Origin of the sequence: Streptomyces sp. B21-105, from assembly GCF_036898465.1 — a bacterium.
Taxonomy (GTDB): Bacteria; Actinomycetota; Actinomycetes; order Streptomycetales; family Streptomycetaceae; genus Streptomyces.
The window spans coordinates 4,766,163-4,788,040 of the sequence record NZ_JARUMJ010000001.1; the positions used below are offsets into that span (position 1 = coordinate 4,766,163).

Annotated in this window: 21 protein-coding genes; 12 read left to right on the top strand and 9 right to left on the bottom strand. The window is 72.5% G+C overall.

Going from position 1 to position 21,878, the window contains the following annotated elements; all coding sequences use genetic code 11:
- The first annotated feature begins 52 nt into the window (after positions 1 to 52).
- Both QA802_RS21485 and QA802_RS21490 read left to right on the top strand, forming a co-directional pair.
- Positions 53 to 850, top strand: a complete 798-nt coding sequence (locus tag QA802_RS21485; protein ID WP_334525176.1) for a J domain-containing protein — start codon at positions 53 to 55, stop codon at positions 848 to 850.
- A gap of 43 nt (positions 851 to 893) precedes the next feature.
- Complete coding sequence (locus QA802_RS21490; protein ID WP_334534785.1) at positions 894 to 1,223, top strand: rhodanese-like domain-containing protein; 330 nt, start codon at positions 894 to 896, stop codon at positions 1,221 to 1,223.
- 32 nt (positions 1,224 to 1,255) lie between these two features.
- Here the strand turns inward: QA802_RS21490 and QA802_RS21495 are convergent, their stop codons facing one another.
- From QA802_RS21495 to paaA, 6 genes are all read right to left on the bottom strand, one after another.
- Positions 1,256 to 2,428 (bottom strand): acyl-CoA dehydrogenase family protein, encoded by a 1,173-nt coding sequence (locus QA802_RS21495; RefSeq protein ID WP_334525179.1) that lies wholly within the window; start codon positions 2,426 to 2,428, stop codon positions 1,256 to 1,258.
- A 144-nt stretch (positions 2,429 to 2,572) separates the two neighbouring features.
- Entirely contained in the window at positions 2,573 to 3,634 is a 1,062-nt protein-coding gene (locus QA802_RS21500; protein WP_334525182.1) for a 2Fe-2S iron-sulfur cluster-binding protein, read from the bottom strand.
- Positions 3,634 to 4,179 (bottom strand): 1,2-phenylacetyl-CoA epoxidase subunit PaaD, encoded by a 546-nt coding sequence (gene paaD / locus QA802_RS21505; protein ID WP_334525185.1) that lies wholly within the window; start codon positions 4,177 to 4,179, stop codon positions 3,634 to 3,636. The genes QA802_RS21500 and paaD overlap by 1 nt, the downstream gene beginning before the upstream one ends.
- Positions 4,173 to 4,904, bottom strand: a complete 732-nt coding sequence (paaC, locus tag QA802_RS21510) for a 1,2-phenylacetyl-CoA epoxidase subunit PaaC (protein ID WP_334525188.1) — start codon at positions 4,902 to 4,904, stop codon at positions 4,173 to 4,175. Before paaC ends, paaD begins: the two co-directional genes overlap by 7 nt.
- Positions 4,901 to 5,188, bottom strand: a complete 288-nt coding sequence (gene paaB / locus QA802_RS21515) for a 1,2-phenylacetyl-CoA epoxidase subunit PaaB (protein ID WP_057578069.1) — start codon at positions 5,186 to 5,188, stop codon at positions 4,901 to 4,903. Before paaB ends, paaC begins: the two co-directional genes overlap by 4 nt.
- On the bottom strand, positions 5,185 to 6,213 hold the full coding sequence (gene paaA / locus QA802_RS21520) for a 1,2-phenylacetyl-CoA epoxidase subunit PaaA (RefSeq protein WP_334525191.1): 1,029 nt from the start codon (positions 6,211 to 6,213) through the stop codon (positions 5,185 to 5,187). The genes paaB and paaA overlap by 4 nt, the downstream gene beginning before the upstream one ends.
- 764 nt (positions 6,214 to 6,977) lie before the next feature.
- Between paaA and QA802_RS21525 the strand changes: the two genes are divergently transcribed.
- The 3 genes from QA802_RS21525 (at position 6,978) to QA802_RS21535 (ending at position 9,797) form a co-directional block, all read left to right on the top strand.
- Positions 6,978 to 7,613: a DUF5819 family protein gene (locus tag QA802_RS21525; protein ID WP_443042157.1), complete on the top strand. Its 636-nt coding sequence runs from the start codon at positions 6,978 to 6,980 to the stop codon at positions 7,611 to 7,613.
- A complete protein-coding gene (locus tag QA802_RS21530) occupies positions 7,610 to 8,890 on the top strand; it encodes an HTTM domain-containing protein (protein ID WP_334525194.1) in 1,281 nt (426 codons plus the stop codon). Before QA802_RS21525 ends, QA802_RS21530 begins: the two co-directional genes overlap by 4 nt.
- A 112-nt stretch (positions 8,891 to 9,002) precedes the next feature.
- Entirely contained in the window at positions 9,003 to 9,797 is a 795-nt protein-coding gene (locus QA802_RS21535; protein WP_334525197.1) for a TrmH family RNA methyltransferase, read from the top strand.
- Positions 9,798 to 9,854: 57 nt separating this feature from the next.
- Here QA802_RS21535 and paaN read toward each other — a convergent pair whose 3' ends face one another.
- Positions 9,855 to 11,549 (bottom strand): phenylacetic acid degradation protein PaaN, encoded by a 1,695-nt coding sequence (gene paaN / locus QA802_RS21540; RefSeq protein WP_334525200.1) that lies wholly within the window; start codon positions 11,547 to 11,549, stop codon positions 9,855 to 9,857.
- A 159-nt stretch (positions 11,550 to 11,708) separates the two neighbouring features.
- Here paaN and QA802_RS21545 point away from each other — a divergent pair, with 159 nt between their 5' ends.
- Positions 11,709 to 13,223: a 3-hydroxyacyl-CoA dehydrogenase gene (locus QA802_RS21545; RefSeq protein ID WP_334525203.1), complete on the top strand. Its 1,515-nt coding sequence runs from the start codon at positions 11,709 to 11,711 to the stop codon at positions 13,221 to 13,223.
- Positions 13,220 to 13,810 (top strand): TetR/AcrR family transcriptional regulator, encoded by a 591-nt coding sequence (locus tag QA802_RS21550; protein ID WP_334525206.1) that lies wholly within the window; start codon positions 13,220 to 13,222, stop codon positions 13,808 to 13,810. Before QA802_RS21545 ends, QA802_RS21550 begins: the two co-directional genes overlap by 4 nt.
- Before the next feature lie 3 nt (positions 13,811 to 13,813).
- On the opposite strand, the gene QA802_RS21555 is transcribed toward QA802_RS21550, so the two are convergent.
- On the bottom strand, positions 13,814 to 14,371 hold the full coding sequence (locus QA802_RS21555; RefSeq protein ID WP_334525208.1) for an Lrp/AsnC family transcriptional regulator: 558 nt from the start codon (positions 14,369 to 14,371) through the stop codon (positions 13,814 to 13,816).
- 175 nt (positions 14,372 to 14,546) lie between these two features.
- On the opposite strand from QA802_RS21555, the gene pdhA reads away from it, so the two are divergent.
- The 5 genes from pdhA to QA802_RS21580 all read left to right on the top strand — a co-directional run bounded on the left by pdhA (position 14,547) and on the right by QA802_RS21580 (position 20,640).
- The gene (gene pdhA, locus QA802_RS21560) at positions 14,547 to 15,680 is read left to right on the top strand and encodes a pyruvate dehydrogenase (acetyl-transferring) E1 component subunit alpha (protein ID WP_334525210.1); all 1,134 of its coding nucleotides are present in this window, start codon (positions 14,547 to 14,549) and stop codon (positions 15,678 to 15,680) included.
- A complete protein-coding gene (locus QA802_RS21565) occupies positions 15,680 to 16,684 on the top strand; it encodes an alpha-ketoacid dehydrogenase subunit beta (protein ID WP_334525213.1) in 1,005 nt (334 codons plus the stop codon). The genes pdhA and QA802_RS21565 overlap by 1 nt, the downstream gene beginning before the upstream one ends.
- Complete coding sequence (locus tag QA802_RS21570; RefSeq protein ID WP_334525215.1) at positions 16,684 to 18,171, top strand: dihydrolipoamide acetyltransferase family protein; 1,488 nt, start codon at positions 16,684 to 16,686, stop codon at positions 18,169 to 18,171. The genes QA802_RS21565 and QA802_RS21570 overlap by 1 nt, the downstream gene beginning before the upstream one ends.
- A gap of 88 nt (positions 18,172 to 18,259) precedes the next feature.
- The gene (locus tag QA802_RS21575; RefSeq protein ID WP_334525218.1) at positions 18,260 to 19,243 is read left to right on the top strand and encodes an NTP transferase domain-containing protein; all 984 of its coding nucleotides are present in this window, start codon (positions 18,260 to 18,262) and stop codon (positions 19,241 to 19,243) included.
- Entirely contained in the window at positions 19,240 to 20,640 is a 1,401-nt protein-coding gene (locus QA802_RS21580; RefSeq protein WP_334525220.1) for a molybdopterin molybdotransferase MoeA, read from the top strand. Before QA802_RS21575 ends, QA802_RS21580 begins: the two co-directional genes overlap by 4 nt.
- Before the next feature lie 34 nt (positions 20,641 to 20,674).
- On the opposite strand, the gene QA802_RS21585 is transcribed toward QA802_RS21580, so the two are convergent.
- Positions 20,675 to 21,805, bottom strand: coding sequence for a potassium channel family protein (locus QA802_RS21585; protein WP_334525223.1), 1,131 nt, complete (start codon positions 21,803 to 21,805; stop codon positions 20,675 to 20,677).
- Positions 21,806 to 21,878: the final 73 nt, after the last annotated feature.

Sequence of the window (21,878 nt, forward strand, 5' to 3'; positions counted from 1 at the left end):
GTGGACCGCGGTGTGGGCCGACGGTTCGTGGGGCTTGGCCTAGGCTGGTCGGGTGACGACCCCCGAAGCTGAGCAGCCCCGGCCCGAGGCGCGGCTGGAGCAGGCCGTGCGGGCCGCCGAGCAGGCGTTGATCGAGTTCGAGATCGCGGTGGAGACCTTCCGCGTCGAGGTCGAGAACTTCTCGCGGCTCCACCACCAGAAACTCGGTCCGATGTACGCCCGGCTCGACGAGTTGGACGCGCAGATCGCCGAGGCCCGTGCCGCCCGTACCGGCGACCCCGAGGACCAGCGCAAGGCCGCCGAGGCGCGCGCGCGGGTGCTGCCGATGCCGGGGGTCGAGGAGCTGTTCCACGGCTGGATGGACGGGGAGGGGCTGTTCCCGGAGGCCGCGGCGATGCTGACGGATCGGGCGGTGCAGCCTCCGGAGCGGGTGCGGCCCAGTGAGGAGGCCCGCAAGCTGTACCGGGAGCTGGCGCGCAAGGCGCACCCGGATCTGGCGCAGGAGGACGCGGAGCGGGCCCGGCGTGAGGAGTTCATCACCCGTGTGAACGCGGCTTACGCCCGTGGTGACGAGGTGCTGTTGCGTGAGCTGGCGGAGGAGTGGGCGGCCGGCCCGGCGCCTGCCGAGCGCAGCCCGAGCCCCAGCGAAGAGCTCTACGCCCGCCTCGAGTGGCTGGCCCAGCGCAAGGAGATGCTGGCGCTGGTGGCCAGGGAGCTGGAGGACAGCGCGATCGGCTCGATGCTACGGATGGCTCCGGACGATCCCGACGCCCTTCTGGACGAGATCGCCGACAAGCTGCTCGCCGACGTCGGGGCACGCGAGGCCGAGCTGGCCGAGCTGGTCGGCTAGATCCGGTTGCGGGTAGCGTCGGAGCATGAGTTTCGGAGCTGGTGTGCCCACGGTCGAGGTCGCAGACCTCAAGGACGACGACTTCCTGGTGGACGTCCGGGAGGACGACGAGTGGCAGGCGGGTCACGCCGAGGGGGCGCTGCACATTCCCATCAGTGAGTTCGTGGCCCGTTACGGCGAGCTGACCGAGGCCGCCCCCCAGGATGGGCGAGTGCATGTCATCTGCCGTTCCGGCGGTCGTTCGGCGCAGGTGACCATGTATCTCGTGCAGCAGGGCATCGACGCGGTGAACGTGGACGGCGGCATGCAGGTGTGGGCGGCTGTGGGGCGTCCGGTCGTCACGGACGAGGGCAAGCAGGGTTTCGTCCTGTAGTCGGCGCTCTCGTCGCGTCCTGAGTCGTGCGGTCAGGTCAGGGGGTGGGCGGCGAGGAGGTCGCCCAGGGCCTCCTCGTGGGCCGCGGCCGGGCCGAGTGAGAGCTCCAGGTGCTTGGCCCAGGCGTGGTAGCGGTGCAGCGGGTAGTCGACGTCGGCGCCGAAGCCTCCGTGCAGGTGCTGGGCGGTCTGCACGATCCGGCGTACGCCGTCCGAGGCCCAGATCTTGGCCAGGGCGACGTCTCCGGAGACGGGGAGTGCGCCGGGTGTTCCCGAGGCGATCCGCCAGGCGGCCTGCCACAGGGTGACCTCCATCGCGCGCAGGTCGATGTAGCGGTCGGCGGCCTGGACGGCGACCGCCTGGAAGCTGGCGATCGGGTGTCCGAACTGCTCGCGTTTGCCGGCGTAGTCGCTGGTCATGGCCAGGACACGGTCGCCGAGGCCGAGGGCCAGCGCGCAGGTGCCGGTGGCCAGCAGTGCGCGCAGCCGGTCCCAGGCGCCGTCGGCGGTGATGACGTCGCGGGCCGGGAGCCGCGCGGACTCCAGCCGCAGTTCTGCGAGCCGCTCGCCGGTGGTGGAGATCTGTGGGGCGAGTTCGACGCCCTGCTGTCCACGCGCGACCACGGCGAGGACGCTGCGGTCGTCGGCGGTGTGGGCCGGTACGAGGACGTGGTCGGCCTCGTAGGCCCAGGGCACGGCCGTCTGTACGCCGTCCAGTACCCACGTCGCGCCGTCTCCGGCGTCGCTCGTGGGCGTGCCGTTGCGGTCGTCCTGCCGGGCGGTGACGGCGAGCTCGGCGGTGTCGTGGCCGGTGCGGCCGCTCGCGGCGACGGTCAGCACGGTCTCGCCCCGGCCGACGCCGGCGAGCAGGGCGGACTTCAACTCCGGTGCGCCGTAGGCCTGTACGGTCGCGGCGGCCGCGCTGGTCTCCAGCAGGGGTACCCGTGCGAGCACCTTGCCCGCCTCGCGCAGCACCAGGCACAGGGCGACCGCGTCGAGGCCTGCCCCGCCGGACATCTCGTCGAGCATCAGGCTCAGCAGGTCCGCCGCGGCGAGCTTGTTCCACAGGGCGCGGTCGAGGTCGTCGGCGACGGCGGAGCCCTGGGTGAGCGCGGGGCTCGGCACGCCGTCGGGGGCGACCCCGGCGAAGACCCCTCGGGCCGCCTCGGCTGCGGCCTGCTGCTCCTCGGTGAAGGTGAAGTCCACGGCCGGTCCTCCCGACGGGTCAGCCGATCTGACAGAGCTGGCAGATCTGACGGATCGTCAAGATAGAACACGTTCTAGGAGAAGAGAAGGGAACAGCACGACAGTCGGGTCCCGGGGTCCCGGGGTCCCGGGAGGCCGGGCGGCTCAGCGGTCGAAGTCCACCTCCACCGCCTCGGTCAGCGGATGCGACTGGCACGCCAGCACATAGCCCGCCTCCGTCTCCTCCGGCTCCAGCGCGAAGTTGCGGTCCATGCGCACCTCGCCGCCTACGAGGAAGGCCCGGCAGGTCCCGCACACTCCGCCCTTGCACGCGTAGGGCGCGTCCGGCCGGTTGCGCAGCACGGTCTCCAGGACCGACTCCCCGTCGTGCACCGGCCAGCTTCCGCCCCGGCCGTCGAGCCGGGCGGTCACGGTGGCGTGCGCGGGCGCGGCCGGACGGGCCGTGGGTGTCGCGTCGTCCACGTGGAAGATCTCCTCGTGTATCCGGGTGCGGGCTACCCCGAGCTCTCTCAGCGTCCGTTCGGCGCCCTGCACCAGCCCGTACGGGCCGCACAGGAACCATCCCGCCACGTCCGTCACCGGCAGCAGCGCCGGCAGCAGGGCGGTCAGCCGGGCCTGGTCCAGTCGTCCGGAGGGCAGTCCGGCCTGCTGTTCCTCGCGGGAGAGAACGGTGACCAGATGCAGGCGCTCCGGGTACCGGTCCTTCAGGTCGGCTACATCCTCCAGGAACATCGTCGACGCCGCCGTACGGTCGCTGCGGATCAGACAGAACCGGGCGCGGGGCTCGCGGGCCAGCAGCGTGGAGACGATCGACAGGACGGGTGTGATGCCGCTGCCGCCGACGACCGCCGCGTAGAGGCCGGGGGCCGGGGCGAGGGTGAACCGCCCGGCCGGCGTCATCACCTCGAGTTCGTCCCCGACGTTGATCTCCTTGAGTGCGTAGGTGGAGAACGCTCCGCCCTCGACCAGCCGCACACCCACACGGAGTGTGCGCGGTCCTTCGCCGGAGGCGTCGGGCGCGGCCGAGCAGATCGAGTACGTCCGCCGGATCTCGGCTCCGTCGGCCAGGCGGCGCAGGGCGAGGTGCTGGCCGGGCGCGTGCCGGTACTCCTCGCGCAGTTCTTCGGGGACGGTGAAGGTGAGGGCGACGGAGTCGTCGGTCAGCCGGTCCACCGCGGCCACGGGGAGCCGGTGGAAGCGGGCCATCACAACTCCTTGAAGTGGTCGAAGGGTTCGCGGCAGGCCAGGCAGCGGCGCAGCGCCTTGCACGCGGTGGAGGAGAACCGGCTGAGCAGTTCGGTGTCGGCTGAGCCGCAGTGGGGGCAGTGCACCGGTTCCGGCTCGGAGGTCGCGGCCGGGGACCGGAGGGATCGGGTCGGCCCGAGTGCCAGCGGTACGGGTCCCTGTTCGCGCACGGCACGGGGCGGTGCGATGCCGAACTCCCGGAGTTTGCGCCGTCCTTCGGCGGTGATGTCGTCGGTCGACCAGGCGGGTGCGAGCACGGTGCGCACGGTGACTTCGCGTATGCCGTGCTGGTGCAGTGTGCGTTCGATGTCCAGGGACATGGCCTCGACGGCGGGGCAGCCGGTGTACGTGGGGGTCAGTTCGACCTCGACGGTGTCCGCGCCGTGCAGGTGGACGGCGCGCACGACGCCGAGCTCCTGGAGGGTGAGCACCGGAAGCTCGGGGTCGGGGACCGAGCCGGCGATCTCGAGGAGTTCCGCCTCCAGTGCGGTGGTCGCCGTCACCATGACGCCCCCGGGTGGCTGCGGTGCAGGTGCTGCATCTCGGCGAGCATCCGCCCGAAGGACTCGGTGTGCAGTCCCTCGCGGCCGGCGCCGGCGCTCCAGGCACCGGAGCGCGCGCCTTCCGGGACGGTCAGGCCGGACTGTCCCAGTACTTCCCGCACCGACTCCAGCCAGGCCGTTTTCAGGGCTGCCCGGTCGAGCTCGAGGCCGTTCACGGGCTGGAACATCTCTCCGGTGAACCTCCACAGCGCTGTGCACGCGCGCTGCATCCGTTCGTGGCTGACGTCGGTGCCGTCGCCGAGGCGCAGGGTCCACTGTTCGGCGTGGTCGCGGTGGTAGGCGACTTCCTTGACGGCCTTCGCCGCGAGCCCGGCGAACGGGCCGGGTCCGGTTGCCAGCTGGGCGTACAGCAGGTGCTGGTAGGTGGAGAAGTACAGCTGGCGCGCGATCGTGTGGGCGAAGTCGCCGTTGGGCTGTTCGACCAACTGGACGTTGCGGAAAGCGCGTTCCTCGCGCAGGTACGCCAGCTCGTCCTCGTCGCCGATCGTCGAGAGCAGGATTCTGGCCTGGCCGAGCAGGTCGAGCGCGATGTTGGCGAGGGCGACCTCCTCCTCCAGCACGGGCGCGTGGCCCATCCACTCCCCCAGGCGGTGGGAGAGCACCAGGGCGTCGTCCCCGAGGGCGAGGGCGGCGGTGCGTGTGTCGGCCGCGGCGGTGGACGTCGTCACAGGTGCTTCACCCCTTCCGGGATCTCGTAGAACGTGGGGTGCCGGTAAGGCTTGTCGGCGGACGGTTCGAAGAACGGGTCCTTCTCGTCGGGCGAGGACGCGGTGATCGCCGAGGACGGCACGACCCAGATCGAGACTCCCTCACCGCGCCGCGTGTACAGATCGCGTGCGTTGCGCAGGGCGAACTCGGCGTCCGGCGCGTGCAGGCTGCCGGCGTGGGTGTGGGAGAGGCCGCGCCGGGAGCGCACGAAGACCTCCCACAGGGGCCAGTCGGTGTGGGTCATGCCTGCTCCGCTTCCGTCGTCCGGGGAAGGCGTTTGGCCGCGTGGGCCGCGGCCGCCTCCCGTACCCATGCGCCCTCGTCGTGGGCGCGTCTGCGTTGGGTGATGCGCTGCTCGTTGCAGGGGCCGTTGCCCTTGAGGACTTCCTTGAACTCGGTCCAGTCGATGGGACCGAATTCGTAGTGCCCGCGCTCCTCGTTCCACTTCAGGTCCGGGTCCGGGAGGGTGAGGCCGAGCGACTCGGCCTGGGGGACGCAGATGTCGACGAAGCGCCGGCGCAGTTCGTCGTTGGAGTGGCGCTTGATCTTCCAGGCCATCGACTGCGCGGAGTGCGCGGACTCGTCGTCGGGCGGGCCGAACATCATGAGCGACGGCCACCACCAGCGGTCGACGGCGTCCTGCGCCATCGCGTGCTGCTCCTCGGTGCCGCGGCTGAGGGCGAGCAGCAGTTCGTACCCCTGGCGCTGGTGGAACGACTCCTCCTTGCACACGCGGACCATCGCGCGTGCGTACGGGCCGTAGGAGCAGCGGCACAGGGGGACCTGGTTGGTGATCGCCGCGCCGTCCACCAGCCAGCCGATCGCGCCGACGTCCGCCCAGGTCAGCGTGGGGTAGTTGAAGATCGAGGAGTACTTCTGGCGGCCGGTGTGCAGCTTGTCGAGGAGGTCGTCGCGGCTGGCGCCGAGGGTCTCGGCGGCGCTGTAGAGGTAGAGCCCGTGGCCCGCTTCGTCCTGGACCTTCGCCATGAGGATGGCCTTGCGGCGCAGGGAGGGGGCGCGGGTGATCCAGTTCGCCTCCGGCTGCATGCCGATGATCTCGGAGTGGGCGTGCTGCGCGATCTGGCGTACCAGCGTCGCCCGGTAGGCGTCGGGCATCCAGTCGCGTGGCTCGATGCGTTCGTCCGCGGCCACGGTGGCGTCGAAGAGACGCTCGTACGCCTCCTGCGTCGCCTCGTCGGCCGCCTCGCCGTCGTGCCGCGGGCCGTCTTCCTCCGTGCGGGCCGTCCGGTGGGCGGCTGCTGTCGCCATGCTGTCCCCCTTGACCTCGGGCCTCGGCTCGACGCCTCGGCCTCGGCTCTGCCCGAGCCTTCTCCCGACCGATCGTTCGGTCCGTGCGATTCCATGGTGGGACGGCCGTCGTATGGTGTCAACCGCTGTGGATAACCTGCGGGCGTTCTCCGTGGACTGTCCGCCCCACCCCGGCCGGGGCCCGGGCGGCAGTGGGGGAGGGCTGGGCCGGACGGGTGAGGCTGAGTACCGTTCGCGATTGCGCGACGCAGGGCGCGCAGAGGACCGGTATCGGGGAACGGGGCGGAATGGACGCGTACGACGGAGGCTCAGGCGCTCCACGGCGGGCGGACACGCCACGCGGACCGACCTCGGCGGACGGGCCGGACACGGCGGAGAGGCAGGGGCTGCCGGACGGGCCTGCCCCTTCGGGCGGGCCGCATACGCCGGGAGGACCCGATGTCTCGAGTGGACCCGACGCCTCGGGTGGACCCGACGCCTCGAGCGGGGCGGGCTCGGCAGGCGGGCGGGAGACGGAGTCGTCGTCGGTCAGAGGCGCCCTGCCCGCGCCGCGCACCGAGCTCGCGGGCCCAGCACCCGCCCGCGGGGCGGAAACCGGCGATGAGCCGGCCCTCGTCCTCGGCGCCGATTCGGGCCCCGATACGGACCCCGGCGCCGGCCCCCATGTGGACCCGGGTCCCCATGCCGACCCGGACCCGGACCCGGACACTGCCTCCGCCTCCGCCTCCGCGACAGCACATCGTCATCTCCAGCCCCGTACCGGTGTGGCCGCGCTCTCGCCGCGGTACCAGGTCGGCGCCGCGCTGGCGCTGGCCGTCGTCGCGGTCGCCGTGTGTGTGCACGTCGGGATGGTGTTCCTGCACGTCGCGCCGTCGAACACGGTGACGAAGGCGCATGGTGGGGCGATCGACGACTGGATCTATCCGGAGTTCGAACAGAACTGGAAACTGTTCGCGCCGAACCCGCTGCAGCAGAACATCGCCGTCCAGGTCCGCGCTCAGATCCGCCGCCCGGACGGCGGGTCTCGTACCACCGGCTGGTACGACCTGTCCGCGCAGGACGGCCGGGACATCGACGGCAATCTGGTGCCGAGCCACACCCAGCAGAACGAGTTGCGTCGTGCCTGGGACTTCTTCACCGCCACGCACGACAGTTCCGCCCGGCCCGTCGGCCTGCGCGGCGCCCTCGCTGAGACGTATCTGCGCCGCATCGTGGTGATGCGTCTCGAGCGTGGCGCGGTAGGCGAAGGCGATGTCGTGGAGCGGGTGCAGGTCCGCTCGCGGACCACCAATGTGCCCCCGCCGAAGTGGAGCACCGACAAGGTGTCGACGAGCCCGGTGTACCGCGTGCTGTCCTGGTGGTCCGTGCCGGACGGCGCGACCGAGGGAGGCGCGAGGTGAACCGGTTCTCCCTTTCGGTGTCCGCCGCGATCGCCCGTCTCACCGAGTCGGCGCTCGGGCCGTACCAGAGCGCCGTGGTCCGGATCGGCTTCAGCGCAACCTGGCTGCTGTTCCTGCTGCGAGAGTTCCCGCACCGCCAGGAGCTGTACGGCCCCGACGGTCCGTGGGACTGGGAGCTGGCTCGGCAGCTGATCGACAGCAACGGGTCGTTCACCGTCCTGATGTGGTCGGACGGGCAGGTCTGGTTCGAGGCCGTGTACGCGCTTGCGATGGTCGCCGGCGCGCTGCTGCTGCTGGGCTGGCGCACGCGCGCGATGTCGGTGCTGTTCATGGTCGGCGTGCTCTCGCTGCAGAACCGCAGCGTCTTCATGGGCGACGGCGGCGACAACGTTCTGCACCTGATGTCGGTCTACCTGATGTTCCTGCGCTGCGGCCGGGTGTGGTCGCTGGACGCCCGGCGGGCACGGCGTACGCAGGAGGCACGCGCGAGGGGCGAACGGGTCACGGACCGGGTCGGTCCCGTCCTGTGGGCCGCGTCAGGAACGGTGCTGGTCACGGTGACCGTGGCGGACCGTTTCCCCAGTGAGTGGACCATACCCGCGCTGCTCTGGGCGGCGTGGGCCGCGCAGGGCCTGTGGTGGGCCGCCGGACGCCTCCGGCAGTCGGCAGAGCCGCGGATCCTGCTCGACGTGATCGGCAACGTCCTGCACAACGGGGCCCTCGTCGTGATCATGGTCGAGGCCTGTCTGATCTACGCGACGGCCGGCTGGTACAAGATCCAGGGCTCGCGCTGGCAGGACGGCACCGCCGCGTACTACCCCCTGCACCTGGACTACTTCTCGCCCTGGCCCGCGCTCGCCGACCTGCTGGCTGCCAGCGGCACGATGGTCCTGATCGCGACGTACGGGACCGTCATCGTGCAGGTGGCCTTCCCGTTCACCCTGTTCAACCGGCGGCTGAAGAACGTGCTGCTGGCGCTGATGATGGCGGAGCACGCGGTGATCGCGGTCCTGCTGGGGCTGCCGTTCTTCTCGCTGGCGATGATCGCGACGGACTCCGTCTTCCTGCCGACGCCGTTTCTGCACCGGGTCGGCGGATGGGCGGCACGCGTGCGTGAGGCGCTGCTCCCGGACCGCGGACAGCCGCTCCCCGACGGCGTGCCGAGGGACGAGGCCGAAGCGCGGGGCCGAACCGCGGGCTCAAGGGGCCAGGACCACCCGGATCCCGCGCACGTACCTGCGGCGACGACGCCGGGCACGCCGGGCACGCGCGCGTAGGACCCAGGCCGGGTACGTGGCACGTGGCACGTGGCACGTGGCACGTAAGGGTCGCGGGCCCGTGCACCCGGCGCGGGTCCCGTGCAGGGGGCGCCCCCGTAGGGTTCACCGCATGACCGACCCCGTGACCGCAGGTCCCGACCCGCTCGACCCGCTCGACGCGCTCGGCCGGTGGCGCCGGCTTGCGGGTGGCGCCGTCCTGCTCGACGGCTTCCATGCCCTCAAGCACGCCGTGCGCCTCGGCGCCGAGGTCCCGGTGGCGGTCGCCGTCGACCGGCGGGCGGCGCTCGCCCTGGCCGGGGAACTCGCTCCCGATGTGGCCGAGGCGCTGGACGGGCTGCTGACGGAGGTCACGGAGGCGACGTACGCGTCCCTGGTGCCGCGTCCGCATCCCACCGCGGTCGCCGCCCTGGCCGTGCGGCCCTCGCGCGAGGCCCATCTGGACAGACTCGGGCAGGCTGACCGCACCGCCCCGGTCGTGGTTCTGGACAATCCGCGCAACCTGGGCAACGCGGGGGCGGTGATCCGGCTCGCGGCCGGATTCGGGGCGACCGGGGTGGTCACCACCGGCACGCTCGACCCCTGGCATCCGACCGTCGTGCGCGGCGGGGCAGGGCTGCACTTCGCGACGGCCGTGGAGCGGCTGGCGGTCGACGAACTGCCGGCCGGTCCGGTGTTCGCCCTCGACCCGGAGGGCGACGACATCCGGGGCGTCGAGCTCCCGGACGACGTCCTCCTCGCGTTCGGCTCGGAGCGCAGCGGGCTCTCCCCCGAGCTGCGCGCGCGGGCGGACCGTCTGCTCGCCCTGCCGATGCGCCCCCAGGTCTCCAGCTACAACCTCGCGACCAGTGTGGCCATGACGCTGTACCACTGGAGCGCCGCCGGGGGCGCACCGCAGCACCTCTGAGCGACTGCCGGGACAGGTACTGGTTTTCTGGGCTTCCAGGCGCCTTCCAGGCGCCTTTTACGCGTCTCGGCGGACCTCGACGACGCGGAAGCGGTTCGCGACGAAGGCGCCGTCGGTGAGGGCGGCGTTGGCCGCCGGGTTACCGCCCGAGCCGTGGAAGTCGGAGAACGCGGCCGTCTGGTTGACGTAGACGCCGCCGGTGAGGTTCAGGGAGAGCTGGGCGGCCTCGTCCAGGCAGACCTCCTGGACGGCCTGCTCGACCTCGCCGTCGGTGGTGTACGCGCCGACCGTCATCGCGCCCTTCTCCCGTACCGTGCGCCGCAGCAGGGCCACGGCGTCGGCCGCGGAGTCGACCGCGACGGCGAAGGAGACGGGGCCGAAGCACTCGCTCATGTAGGCGGCCTCGTCGTCCGGCTTGGCTCCGTCCAGCTTGACGATCACCGGGGTGCGCACGATCGCGTCCGGGAAGTCCGGGTTGCCGACCTCGCGGGAGGCGAGGGCGACCTCGCCGAGGCCCGCCGCGGCTTCCAGACGGGCCTTGACGTCGGGGTTGACGATCGCGCCGAGCAGGGCGTTCGCGCGCGCGTCGTCGCCGAGGAGGCCGTCGACCGAGCGGGCGAGGTCGGCGACGACCTCGTCGTAGGACTTCGGGCCCTCGTCGGTGCGGATGCCGTCGCGGGGGATCAGCAGGTTCTGCGGGGTGGTGCACATCTGGCCGCTGTACAGGGACAGCGAGAACGCCAGGTTGGCGAGCATGCCCTGGTAGTTCGCGGTGGACTCGACGAGCACCGTGTTGACGCCGGCCTTCTCCGTGTAGACCTGCGCCTGGCGGGCGTTGGCCTCCAGCCAGTCGCCGAAGGCGGTCGAGCCGGTGTAGTCGACGATCCGGATCTCGGGGCGGGTGGCCAGCGCCTTGGCGATGCCCTCGCCGGGGCGCTCGGCGGCCAGCGCGACCAGGTTCGGGTCGAAGCCGGCCGCGGCGAGCACCTCGCGTGCGACGCCCACGGTCAGCGCGAGCGGCAGCACCGCGCGCGGGTGGGGCTTGACCAGGACGGCGTTGCCGGTGGCCAGCGAGGCGAACAGGCCCGGGTAGCCGTTCCACGTGGGGAAGGTGTTGCAGCCGATGAGCAGGGCGATGCCGCGGGGTACGGGCGTGAAGCTCTTGGTCATCGCGAGCGGGTCGCGCTTGCCCTGGGGCTTGCTCCACTCCGCGGTGCCGGGGGTGCGGACCTGCTCGGCGTAGGCGTACGCCACCGCTTCCAGGCCGCGGTCCTGTGCGTGCGGGCCGCCCGCCTGGAAGGCCATCATGAAGGCCTGGCCGGACGTGTGCATGACGGCGTGGGCGAACTCGTGGGTGCGGTCGCTGATCCGCTTGAGGATCTCCAGGCAGACCACCGCGCGGACCTCCGCGCCCGCGTTCCGCCAGGCGCGCTGTCCGGCGCGCATCGCGGGCAGCAGGGTGTCCACGTCCGCGTGCGGGTAGGAGACGCCGAGTTCGGGGCCGTACGGCGAGACCTCGCCGCCCACCCAGCCGTCGGTGCCGGGCTGGCCGAGGTCGAGGCGGGTGTTCAGGAGGGCGTCGAAGGCGGCCTTGCCGGCTGCCGCGTCCAGACTGCCGTTCTCCCCGTAGGCCTTGGGGTGTTCCGGGTGGGGGGACCAGTACGCGCGTGTGCGGATCGCTTCCAGGGCCTGGTCGAGGGTGGGCCGGTGCTGGGCGATCAGAGCGTGCGCGGTCGGTTCGGCGGCGGCCATGCGGGACCAACTCCTCGTCTTGAGAACTCTCCGTCGAGCTCATGACCTGGCGAAAACCTGGGCAGGAACAGCCAGTCACGGCTAGAGTAACCGAACGATCGGTCGGGACAAGGGGGCCTGCCGCATCTGTGGAAATCCCCGTGCGGGAGGATCGCGCACATGACAGGACTCGACCCCAGCAGCGCCGTCGCCGTCGTCGGCACCGGCACCATGGGCCAGGGCATCGCCCAGGTCGCCCTGGTCGCGGGACACCCCGTGCGGCTGTTCGACGCCGTTCCCGGCCGTGCCCGCGAGGCGGCCGCCGCCATCGGTGCCCGCCTGGACCGGCTCGTCGAGAAGGACCGCCTCGCCGCCTCCGACCGGGACGGGGCACGCGCCCGGCTGCGGCCCGCGGAGAGCCTCGCCGACCTCGCTGACTGCTCCCTGGTCGTGGAGGCCGTCGTCGAGCGGCTGGACGCCAAGCAGGAGCTGTTCCGGCAACTCGAGGACGTCGTCGGCGAGGACTGCCTCCTGGCCACCAACACCTCGTCCCTGTCCGTGACCGCGGTCGCCGGCGCCCTGCGCAACCCGGGGCGCTTCGTCGGCCTGCACTTCTTCAACCCGGCGCCGCTGCTGCCGCTGGTCGAGGTCGTCTCCGGGTACGCCACCGACGTCACCTCGGCCACGCGCGCGTACGAGACCGCCCGCGCCTGGGGGAAGACGCCGGTCGCCTGCGCCGACACCCCCGGCTTCATCGTCAACCGCATCGCGCGGCCCTTCTACGCCGAGGCGTTCGCCGTCTACGAGGCGCAGGGCGCCGACCCGGCCACCATCGACGCGATCCTGCGCGAGTCGGGCGGCTTCCGGATGGGCGCCTTCGAGCTGACCGACCTGATCGGCCAGGACGTCAACGAGTCGGTCACGCACTCCGTGTGGCAGTCCTTCTTCCAGGACGTGCGCTTCACGCCCTCGCTCGCCCAGCGGCGCCTGGTCGAGTCGGGCCGCCTCGGCCGCAAGAGCGGCCAGGGCTGGTACGACTACCGGGAGGGCGTCGAGCGGGCCGAGCCGCACACCGCGGAGAAGGCCCGGCCGCCCGCGTACGTCGTCGCCGAGGGCAACCTGGGGCCCGCGTCGGAGCTGCTCGCGCTGATCCGGGAGGCAGGCATCCAGGTCCGCGAGGACGACGAGGACCACGGCACCCGGCTGGTGCTGCCCGGCGGGGGTCAGCTCGCCCTCGCCGACGGCCAGACCTCCGTGGAGTTCCGCGACGTCGTCTACTTCGACCTCGCCCTGGACTACCGCAAGGCCACCCGCATCGCGCTGGCCTCCTCCCAGGACACCTCCCCGCAGACCATGTCCGAGGCGGTCGGCCTGTTCCAGGCGCTCGGGAAGGACGTCAGCGTCATCGGGGACGTCCCCGGCATGATCGTCGCCCGTACGGTCGCCCGGATCGTCGACCTCGCGCACGACGCGGTCGCCAAGGGCGTCGCCACCGAGGAGGACGTCGACACCGCGATGCGCCTGGGTGTGAACTACCCCCTCGGCCCGTTCGAGTGGAGCCGCCGGCTCGGCCGCACCTGGGCCTGCGCCCTCCTCGACGACCTGCACGAACGCGACCCCTCCGGGCGTTACGCGCCGTCCCTCGCGCTCTACCGGCACTCCTACGCCACCGAGAGGCGGGAGGGCGCCTCGTGACCATGGCCAAGCGCGACACGTACACCCCGGAGACGCTGCTCTCCGTCGCCGTCCAGGTCTTCAACGAGCGCGGCTACGACGGCACCTCCATGGAGCACCTCTCCAGGGCCGCCGGCATCTCGAAGTCGTCGATCTACCACCACGTCGCCGGCAAGGAGGAACTGCTGCGGCGGGCCGTCAGCCGCGCTCTGGACGGCCTGTTCGGGATCCTCGACGAGGAGAACGCGCGCGAGGGGCACGCCTCGGATCGCCTCGAGTACGTCGTGCGGCGGATGGTCGAGGTGCTCATCGGTGAACTGCCGTACGTGACGCTGCTGCTGCGGGTGCGCGGCAACACCGACACCGAGCGGTGGGCCCTGGAGCGGCGCCGGGACTTCGACCACCGGGTCGCCGACCTGCTGAGGGCGGCCGCGGCCGAGGGGGACGTGCGCTCCGACATGGAGGTACGGCTCGCGACCCGCCTGGTCTTCGGGATGATCAACTCGATCGTCGAGTGGTACCGGCCCGGCGGACGCGGGATGGTCGAGAGCGAGGTGGCGGACGCGGTGGTGCGGCTCGTCTTCGAGGGGCTGCGGACGGCCCGGTAGGGCTCAGCCCTGCGGTTCCAGGTCCTCCTCCTCGAACACCAGCAGCGTGCGCGTGCTGAGCACCTCCGGGATCGCCTGGAGACGGGTGAGGACCACCTCGCGCAGCGCCCGGTTGTCGGGTGTGTGCACCAGGAGCAGAACGTCGAAGTCGCCCCCGACGAGGGCGATGTGGGAGGCGCCGGGCAGCCGTCTGAGCTGCTCGCGCACGGTCCGCCAGGAGTTCTGCACGATCGTCAGCGTGATGTAGGCGCTCGTGCCCTGTCCCGCCCGTTCGTGGTCGACGCGGGCACCGAAGCCTCGTATGACGCCGTCCTCGATGAGCCGGTTGATCCGCGCGTAGGCGTTGGCCCGGGAGACGTGGACCCGTTCGGCGACCGAGCGTATGGAGGCGCGGCCGTCCGCCTGGAGCATCTGCAGGATGTCCTGGTCGATGGCGTCGAGCGGACGAGGCGGCGGCAGCGGGGCCCCGGCGGACGGCGGGGCCCCGGTCGAGGGCGAGGATCCGGTCGGGGGAAGGGGGGCACCGTTCTCCGGCCCTTCGGCCATTTGTTCAGGTGCCATGTCCCCCCGCCTCTCCCGAATGGACGTACTGCGTCCATCTCAGGCTGTGGAGAACCGTTTGTCCACAGCCTGAGGGGCCCTGTAGCCAAAATGTGCCGACGACCGAACAATCGGTAGGTGAGGCGCATCACAACCGACGCGCCGCCCGTAGCCACTCCTCCGAGGAGGTGCCGTCATGACGGTCATGGAGCAGCGGGGCGCGTACCGGCCGACTCCGCCGCCGGCCTGGCAGCCCCGTACCGACCCCGCGCCGCTGCTGCCCGACGCGCAGCCGTACCGCGTCCTCGGCACCGGGGCGGCCGCGCAGGCCGATCCGGAGCTGCTGCGCAGGCTGTACGCGCAGCTGGTGCGCGGTCGCCGGTACAACGTCCAGGCCACCGCCCTCACCAAGCAGGGCAGGCTCGCCGTCTACCCGTCCAGCACCGGCCAGGAGGCCTGCGAGGTCGCCGCCGCGCTGGTTCTGGAGGAGCGGGACTGGCTCTTCCCCAGCTACCGCGACACCCTCGCCGTCGTCGCACGCGGCGTGGACCCCGTCGAGGCCCTCACCCTGCTGCGCGGCGACTGGCACACCGGCTACGACCCCTACGAGCACCGGGTGGCACCCCTGTGCACCCCGCTCGCCACCCAGCTCCCGCACGCCGTGGGCCTCGCGCACGCCGCCCGCCTCAAGGGCGACGACGTGGTCGCGCTCGCCATGGTCGGCGACGGCGGCACCAGCGAGGGCGACTTCCACGAGGCGCTGAACTTCGCCGCCGTCTGGCAGGCGCCGGTCGTCTTCCTCGTGCAGAACAACGGCTTCGCGATCTCCGTGCCGCTCGCCAAGCAGACCGCCGCCCCGTCGCTGGCCCACAAGGCCGTCGGCTACGGCATGCCGGGCCGGCTGGTCGACGGCAACGACGCGGCCGCCGTGCACGAGGTGCTGGCCGACGCCGTGCGCCGCGCGCGTGAGGGCGGCGGCCCGACCCTCGTGGAGGCGGTGACGTACCGCATCGACGCGCACACCAACGCCGACGACGCCACTCGCTACCGCGCCGACGCCGAGGTCGAGACCTGGCGTGAGCACGACCCGATCGAGTTGCTGGAGCGCGAACTGTCCGCGCGCGGGCTGCTCGACGACGACGCGCGGCGCACCGTGCGGGACGCCGCCGAGGAGATGGCCGCCGACCTGCGCGCCCGGATGAACCAGGACGCGGTCCTCGACCCCATGGACCTGTTCTCCCACGTGTACGCCGAACCCACCCCGCAGTTGCGTGAGCAGCAGGCGCTGTTGCGGGCCGAGCTCGCGGCCGAGCAGGAAGGCGCGCACTGATGACGACGGTCGCCCTCAAGCCCGCCACCATGGCTCAGGCCCTCACGCGCGCGCTCCGTGACGCGATGGCAGCCGACCCGGCCGTGCACGTCCTGGGCGAGGACGTGGGCGCCCTCGGCGGCGTCTTCCGGGTCACCGACGGCCTCGCGAAGGAGTTCGGCGAGGACCGCTGCACGGACACCCCGCTCGCGGAGGCCGGCATTCTCGGCACCGCCGTCGGCATGGCCATGTACGGCCTGCGGCCGGTCGTGGAGATGCAGTTCGACGCCTTCGCCTATCCGGCCTTCGAGCAGCTCATCAGCCATGTCGCGCGCATGCGCAACCGCACCCGCGGCCGGATGCCGCTGCCGATCACCGTCCGCGTGCCCTACGGCGGCGGCATCGGCGGAGTCGAGCACCACAGCGACTCCTCCGAGGCGTACTACATGGCGACCCCGGGGCTGCACGTCGTCACGCCCGCCACGGTCGCCGACGCCTACGGTCTGCTGCGCGCCGCCATCGCCTCCGACGACCCGGTCGTCTTCCTCGAACCCAAGCGCCTGTACTGGTCCAAGGACGTCTGGAACCCGCAGGAGCCGACGGACGTCGCGCCGATCGGCCGGGCGGTCGTGCGGCGTCCGGGCCGCAGCGCGACCCTGATCACGTACGGGCCGTCGGTGCCGGTCTGCATCGAGGCCGCCGAGGCGGCGCGGGCCGAGGGCTGGGACCTCGAGGTCGTCGACCTGCGCTCCCTGGTGCCTTTCGACGACGAGACGGTCGCCGCGTCGGTGCGGCGCACCGGCCGCGCGGTCGTCGTCCACGAGTCGGGCTCCTTCGGCGGCCCGGGCGGGGAGATCGCGGCCCGCGTCACCGAGCGCTGCTTCCACCACCTGGAGGCGCCGGTGCTGCGCGTCGCCGGGTTCGACCTGCCGTATCCGCCGCCGATGCTGGAGCGTCACCATCTGCCCGGCGTCGACCGCATCCTGGACGCCGTGGCACGGCTGCAGTGGGAGGCCGGGAACTGATGGCACAGGTGCTGGAGTTCAAGCTGCCCGACCTCGGAGAAGGGCTCACCGAGGCGGAGATCGTCCGTTGGCTGGTCCAGGTCGGTGACGTGGTCGCCGTCGACCAGCCGGTCGTCGAGGTCGAGACGGCCAAGGCGATGGTCGAGGTGCCCTGCCCCTACGGCGGCGTGGTCACGGCCCGCTTCGGCGAGGAGGGCACGGAACTGCCCGTCGGCGCCCCGCTGATCACGGTCGCGGTCGGCGCCCCTGCTTCCGGCGACGTACTCGGACCCGCCGACCCGTCCGCACGGGACGGGCGGGATGGACGGGAGGGACGGGGTGGACGGGGTGGGTCGGCCGGATCGGGATCGGCTGAGGGCTCGGGCAACGTGCTGGTGGGTTACGGCACGTCCGAGGCCCCGGCACGACGCAGGCGGGTGCGGCCGGTCCAGCCGACTCCGCCGACCGCGCCCCCGGCGACGCACGCCCCTTCCCGGGCCGCGGCGGCGGCTCCGCACGCCCTGACCGACGCCGCTCCGGCACCCGCCGTCGTGCCGGTCGGTCCGGCCGAGGCCGGTGCTGCCCGCGCACCGCACACGGCGTCCGGTGGCCCCGTCCCCGTGATCTCCCCGCTGGTCCGTCGCCTCGCGCGGGAGAACGGCCTCGATCTGCGGCAGCTCACCGGCTCCGGGCCCGAAGGGCTGATCCTGCGGGCCGATGTGGAGAACGCCCTGCGCGCCTCTGCCACGCCTGCCGCTTCCGAGGCCGCGCAGTCCGTGCCGGACACCGTCGTGACGCCCGCGCCGGGCGCCGCGCCCGACGGACGCCGCATCCCCCTCAAGGGCGTCCGGGGCGCCGTCGCCGACAAGCTCTCCCGCAGCCGTCGCGAGATCCCCGACGCGACCTGTTGGGTGGACGCGGACGCGACGGAACTGATGCGCGCCCGTGCCGCCATGAACGCGGCCGGCGGACCGAAGATCTCGCTCCTCGCGCTGCTCGCCCGGATCTGTACCGCGGCCCTGGCCCGGTTCCCCGAGCTCAACTCCAGCGTCGACACGGCGGCCCGCGAGATCGTCCAGTTCGACCACGTCCATCTCGGGTTCGCCGCGCAGACCGAGCGCGGACTCGTCGTCCCGGTCGTCCGCGACGCGCAGGCCAGGGACGCCGAAGGCCTCACCGCGGAGTTCGCCCGGCTCACGGAGGCCGGCCGCGCCGGACGCCTCACCCCCGGCGAACTGACCGGCGGCACCTTCACGCTGAACAACTACGGCGTGTTCGGCGTCGACGGATCCACGCCGATCGTGAACCACCCCGAGGCGGCCATGCTCGGCGTCGGCCGCATCGTGCCCAAGCCATGGGTGCACGAGGGCGAACTGGCCGTGCGTCAGGTCGTCCAGCTCTCCCTCACCTTCGACCACCGCGTGTGCGACGGAGGCACGGCCGGCGGCTTCCTGCGCCACGTGGCGGACTGTGTGGAACAGCCGGCGGTGCTGCTGCGCACCCTGTGAGTCCGGACGGACCCGTGCGTTCCCTGTGATCCAGGGATCCAGAGATCCAGGGTGACCGGATGCCCGGCGCTGACCGCATACTCGTGAGGTGACCTCGAACGAGTCCGCCGCTGCCTACGACGCCGTCGTGCTGGCCGGCGGCGGCGCCCGCAGGCTGGGCGGCGCCGACAAACCGGGTGTGCGGGTGGGTGGGCGCGCGCTTCTGGACCGGGTGCTCGGAGCCTGCGCCGACGCGCGCGCCACCGTCGTCGTCGCCGAGCGCCGCCCCACCCCCCGGCCGGTGCGCTGGGCGCGCGAGGACCCGCCCGGGGCGGGTCCCGTGGCCGCTCTCGACGCCGGCCTGCGTCACACCGCGGCGGACGACGTCCTCGTCCTCTCCGCCGATCTGCCGTTTCTCACCGCGGACACCGTGCGGCGGCTGCTGTCCACCCTGCGCGCCGGACCGGGCGAGGGTGTGCTGCTCACCGACGGGGACGGCCGCGACCAGCCGCTCGTCGCCGCGTACCGCACGGCGGCGCTGCGCCGCGAACTGGCGGTGCTCACCGCGGACCGGGGCGGTCTCGCCGGGCTGCCCCTGCGCCGGTTGACCGCCGGACTGGATCTCACCCGCGTCCCCGACCCCGTCGCGTCGTTCGACTGCGACACCTGGGACGACATCGCCTCCGCCAGGGCACGGATCAGGGAGCATGGCCACGTGTTGGATGAATGGATCTCCGCAGTCAAGGACGAACTGGGCATCGACCTCGACGTCGACACCGCCGTCCTGCTCGACCTCGCCCGGGACGCCGCGCACGGGGTGGCCAGGCCCGCCGCCCCGCTGACCACCTTCCTGGTCGGTTACGCGGCCGCGCAGGCCCAGGGAGGGCCCGAGGCCGTCGCCGAAGCCGCCCGCAAGGCCGCCGCGCTCGCGCTGCGCTGGGCCCAGGAGGCCGAGCAGGACCATACGACCGAGCCCACCGGCACCGGCCCCACCGGCACCGGCCCCACCGGCACCGGCCCCACCGGCACCGGCCCCACCGGCTCCGAGTCCAGCGCTGCCGAACCCACCCGCTCCGGACCGGACGCCGGATGACCCCCGGCGGCACGGGACAGGGTCTCGACGCCGAGGACCTCGACGTCGAGGAGGCGCTCGCCCTCGTGAAGGACGGCAACAGCCCCGCCCGCCCGACCGGCGGCCACGGTCCGGTACGGAGCGGGAGCGAGGGCACTCCGCCGTCGTCCGCCCCGGAGTCGGGTCATCGGGCCGCCGCACAGGAGCACCGCCACAGGGCGACCCCCTGGCCCGAGGCTCGCGTGATCGCCACCCGTGCGGCACGGCCCCGTGCCGCACGCCGTGCCCCCGTCTCGGTAGCGCTCGGCGACGCCCTCGGCCTCGTCCTCGCCGCCCCGCTGACCGCCCTCACCGACCTGCCCTCGTTCGACACCTCGGCGATGGACGGGTGGGCGGTCGCCGGTCCGGGCCCTTGGCACGTCCGGGACGAGGGCGTGCTGGCCGGAAGCGCGGCCCCCTCACCCCTCGCCGACGGCGAAGCCGTCCGGATCGCCACCGGCGCCCGGATTCCCCCGGACACCACCGCGGTGCTGCGCAGCGAGCACGGCCGCACCGACGACAACGGCCGGCTGCACCCCATCCGCGAGATGCAGCACGGCCAGGACATCCGGCCGCGGGGCCAGGAGTGCCGAAGCGGGGATCAGCTGCTGCTCGCCGGCGCGGTGGTGACGCCGGCCGTGCTCGGTCTCGCCGCGGCCGCCGGATACGACACGCTGACCGCCGTCCCCCGGCCCCGGGTCGAGGTGCTCGTCCTGGGCGACGAACTGCTCGCCGAGGGTCGCCCGCGCGACGGACTCATCCGGGACGCGCTCGGCCCGATGCTGCCCCCGTGGCTGCGTGCGCTCGGCGCCGACGTCATCGCCGTGCGTAGGCTCGGCGACGATGCGAAGGCCCTGTACAAGGCGGTCACCGGCTCGGGCGCCGACGTGATCGTCACCACCGGAGGCACCGCCGCGGGCCCCGTCGACCATGTGCACCCGACACTGCGCCGCATCGACGCCGAACTCCTCGTCGACGGCGTGAAGGTACGCCCCGGACACCCCATGCTGCTGGCCCGGACCAAGGAGGACCAGCACCTCGTCGGTCTGCCCGGCAACCCCCTCGCGGCCGTCTCCGGCCTGCTCACGCTGGCGGAGCCGCTGTTGCGCGCTCTGGCCGCCCGCCCGGAGGCCGAGCCGTACGCACTGCCGTTGCGGGACACGGCGCACGGCCATCCGTACGACACCCGGCTCGTCCCGGTGTCTCTGCGGGGTGACCACGCTGTGCCGCTGCACTACAACGGGCCGGCGATGCTGCGCGGCATCGCGGCAGCCGATGCCCTCGCCGTGGTGCCGCCGGGTGGTGCGCGGGCGGGTCAGGAAGCCGAACTTCTCGACCTGCCGTGGGCAACGGCCGGGGTCGGCGCCTGTTTCACGTGAAACAGCGGCGTTTCACGTGAAACTGGTCCGTGTTTCACGTGAAACTTCCCTGTTCCTCGGTGGCCGGCGCGGCCCGGCTGACGGTGATCACGCGGTCTCCCGACTGAAGACGTGTGAGCCGGGGGTCGGCGTAGTCCAGCAGCTGCTTGCCCCGGACGACGGCCACGATCAGGTCCGCACAGGAGCGCGGCGTCTGTCCCACCTCCGCCCTGGAGACGGACCGCTCGATGAGGTCCAGGCCGCTGCCGAGGGTCATCAGGTTCTCCAGCGTCTGGGCCACGGTCGGGCTGACCATCGACACACCGAGCAGTCGGCCGGCGGAGCTGGAGCTGGTCACCACGGTGTCCGCGCCGCTCTGCTTGAGCAGCGGCACGTTCTCGTCCTCGCGGGCGGCGACGACGATCGTGGCGCGCCGGTTGAGCTGGCGGGCGGTCAGGGTGACGAGGGCCGCCGTGTCGTCTCGCTGGGGGGCCACGATCACCCGAGAGGCGTTCTGGACCTCGGCCTTCACCAGGGTCTCCGAGCGGGTGGCGTCCCCCGTCACCGACACCAGTCCGTCGTCGCCGGCCGCGAGAGCGGACTTGCGCTGTGCGTCCACGATCACGATCTGGTCCTTGGAGATGCCCTTCCCGACCAGCGTCTGCACCGCGTGCCGGCCCTTGGTGCCGTAGCCGACGACCACGATGTGGCCGCTGGTGCGGACCCGCCAGCGGTGGATGCGGACCTGCTGACGGGTGCGTTCGGTGAGTACCTCGAGGGTGGTGCCGACCAGGATGATCAGGAACAGGACGCGCAGCGGGGTGATGAGGAGGATGTTGATGAGCCGGGCCGCGTCGCTGACCGGGGTGATGTCGCCGTAGCCGGTGGTGGAGAGCGTGACGGTGGCGTAGTAGGCGGCGTCCAGAAGGCTCACGGAGCCGTCCGAGTTGTCGTTGTAGCCGTCGTGGTCGGCGTAGACGATCATGGTCGTGATCGAGAGCACCAGCAGGGCGACGCTGAGGCGGCGCAGCACCTGCAGCAGCGGGGGCGTGCCGACCCGTAGGGGCATCGTGATGGAGCGGCCGGCCTCGGCGTCGTCCCGGGCCTCGGTGCGTGAGCGGTACCAGAGGGACCTGAAGAGGGACAGCCTGACCGGACGTCCCGGCGGTCGTTCGTGGTCCTTCAACGCGTGCCCCCTGTGATGGTGATCCGTACGGTGGGCACCATGGTTCCCGGCGGGTCGCTGCGCGTCACGCCGC